The organism is SAR202 cluster bacterium (assembly GCA_016872355.1).
Classification (GTDB): Bacteria; Chloroflexota; Dehalococcoidia; order Lucifugimonadales; family VGZY01; genus VGZY01.
The window spans coordinates 1-2755 of record VGZY01000127.1; the positions used below are offsets into that span (position 1 = coordinate 1).

Annotated in this window: 3 protein-coding genes; all 3 read right to left on the bottom strand. The window is 61.9% G+C overall.

Annotation, left to right across the window (positions count from 1 at the left end):
* Positions 1-176 precede the first annotated feature (176 nt).
* Positions 177-614, bottom strand: coding sequence for a hypothetical protein (locus tag FJ319_14675; protein ID MBM3935509.1), 438 nt, complete (start codon positions 612-614; stop codon positions 177-179).
* Positions 615-712: 98 nt separating this feature from the next.
* Positions 713-1693 carry an electron transfer flavoprotein subunit alpha/FixB family protein gene (locus FJ319_14680; protein ID MBM3935510.1) on the bottom strand — a complete coding sequence of 327 codons (981 nt, stop codon included), beginning with the start codon at positions 1691-1693 and terminating at the stop codon, positions 713-715.
* 51 nt (positions 1694-1744) lie between these two features.
* A complete protein-coding gene (locus FJ319_14685; GenBank protein ID MBM3935511.1) occupies positions 1745-2602 on the bottom strand; it encodes an electron transfer flavoprotein subunit beta/FixA family protein in 858 nt (285 codons plus the stop codon).
* Between the last annotated feature and the right edge of the window lie 153 nt (positions 2603-2755).

Below are 2755 nucleotides of genomic sequence, written 5' to 3' on the forward strand. Positions count from 1 at the left end.
TCAGTCCCTATCCGGCTAAGTCCACCGCCCATAAGCCGGCTGCAGACCACCCATGGAGACGAACCGTACTGACAAAATCACTGCACCCTAAACACTGACAGATTCACTGCCCCTTGACACAAAGTGCCCCGGCTAATTGCCGGGGCACCGAAAAGGCCAGAATTTCTGGAGCGGGACTACTCCTCCGACGACCAGATCGTGTGGTAGTTCGTCCCAGCCACGGCCGCGGCCAGCTCCGCCTTCTCCAGCTTGTGAAGCTCCGCCAGGATCTCCTCGCACGCTGCGGCGGCCTGCTTCTGGCCGGCCTTGTTGAACCGGTCTATGATCCGGCCCCATATGCCCAGGGTGACCAGGCTGTCAACGTAGCGTGGCCAGGGGATAACGGTAAGGTTCCGCACGCGCGGAAAGCCCGGCCGGACCCTCCGGATGCTGCGGATCCTTTCGCGCGGCGAAGAGACGATAGGCATGATGCAGATCAGCGGCCCTTCCGTCTCATTGCTGCGGGTATCGATCACGGCCGATTTGTTGAAGGTGGGGAAGGACAGCGACATGACCTCGGCGGTCTCTATGTTCTCCATTACCTCTTTCAAATCGATGACGAAATCTCCGTCCATCAATACCTCTCTTGTTTTGGGTCACGCTTGGCCGTCGCCATGAGAGCCGACCGGGTATATCTTAACGCTAGACTAGTCCCGGCGGCTAGGATTTAGGGTCACGACTTCACAAGCTCGCGCAAGGTAGCTACGAAAGACGGCAGTATAGCCTTCCAATCTCCGACCACTCCGTAGCTGGCCTCTTTGAAGATATTGGCCTCCCTGTCCCGGTTGATGGCCACGATGTGCTTTGCTCCGGAGAGGCCGGCCATGTGCTGGCTTGCGCCGGATATGCCGATGGCGATGTATACGCTCGGCGCGACCGTCACGCCGGTGAGCCCCACCTGGTGGCTGTGGTCGATCCAGCCGGCGTCGCAGGCCGCCCGGGATGCGCCCATCGCGCCGCCGAGCACGTCTGCAAGCTCCTTGAGCTGCTTGAACGGCTCCGGCCCCCCGAGGCCGCGCCCGCCGCTGACGACGACCGCCGCGTCCTCCAGCTTCACGCCCTGGCTGGCCTGCCTGACGGTCTCGATGTGTTTGACTTTGACGACCCCAGGCTTGATTTCTACCTTCACCGGAACGGTATCAGCCTTGCGTGAGGCGTCTGACTTTGCAGGCTCGTACACCTTGCTTCGCATGATCAGGAACTGCATGACGCCTGCCGGGAAGGTGACCAGCGCCACGGCGTTCCCGCCGTAGACCGGCCGCGTGGCTACCACCCTGCCGGTGGCTGCGTCCGTTTTGATCGCCGTGCAGTCCTGGGCCACGCCCGCGCCGAGGCGGAAGGCGACGCGCGGAGCGATGTCGCTGCCCGCCGTCGTCCTGCCCACGATCACCGTCTCGGGGCCGACGGTGCGGCAGACCTGTGCGAAGGCCTCAACCATCGCTTCCAGCGGGGTGTCGGCCAGCTGCGGGTCCTGCGCGGTGTAGACCCTTTCCACACCAAGCGCGGACGCCTGGGCGGCGAGCGCGTCGGTCCTATCGCCAAGCACGGCCACGGCGACGGGCTTTCCAAGTGCGCGCGCAGCGGTGACCAGCTCTGCGGTTATAGGGTCAATCTTGCCGCCAGCCGATTCGGCCAGCACCAGCGTCTCGGGCATGTTCAGGACCTCGAGGGGTGTTGGGTATTAGGTCCGACCCAACACCCGATTTCAGATCAGTTTCGCTTCGCGGAGCTTCAGGGCCAGCTTGCGTCCGGCGTCGGCGTCGTTATCGCCGGTAATGATTTCGACCTGCTTTTGTTTGTTGGGCACTGCCAGGTCGAGCACTTGCACCCTTGGGGCAAGCCTGGCAGGGTCAAGGCCCAGGTCTTTAGCGGACCATACGGTGGGCTTTTTGCGGCTGGCGGCCATAATGCCGCGGATGTTGGCGTAGCGGGGCTCGCCAAGCGCATTGCTGACTGTCACAACGGCGGGCAGGGGAGCCTCAACCACCTCGTACCCGCCCGGCAGGGTGCGCTGGACGCTGACCTTGCCGGCATTCGGCTCAACCTTCTGCGCGACGGTAACGCACGGTACCCCCAGCATCTCCGCCAGGGCAAGAGGGACCTGAGCGTTGTCCCAGTCCGACGCCTGCCTGCCGGCCAGGATAAGGTCGAACTTGCCTATCTTCTTGATCGCCTCGGCGAGCACGTAAGCGACGGCAAAGGAGTCCAGGTTGCCGAATGCCTCGTCCTGTGCAAGGACCATCTGGTCCGCGCCCATGGACAGCGGCCGCTTCATCACGTCTGCCGTGAACTGGCTGCCCACGGAAAGGACTGTGACGTTTGCGCCTTGCTTGTCCTTGATTCTCAGGGCGGCTTCAACGGCGTTCTCGTCAAAGCCGTTGATTACCGCAGGGGTACCCGTTGCGGAGGTGATGCGCCTGGTGGCGGGGTCGATTCTGTAAGTATAGGCGGGGGTCTCGGGGTCCATGACCTGCTTAACGCAGACTACGATCTCAACTGGCATTAACAGTGCTCCCACGAAGGGCGGACGCCCATCCCAAAATTGTTGAGAATATAGCACCATGCCATTGCTCCGTCAATGCCGACAGGACGTGCTGTCTTTGCTCAGTGATATTGTCAGTAGGTAACTGCTCAGTGAATATGTCAGTCCATGAGAGGACTACATTTGACCGAGCGAGAAGCGAAGAGAGCACAGATACTGAACCTTGTTCTGGAG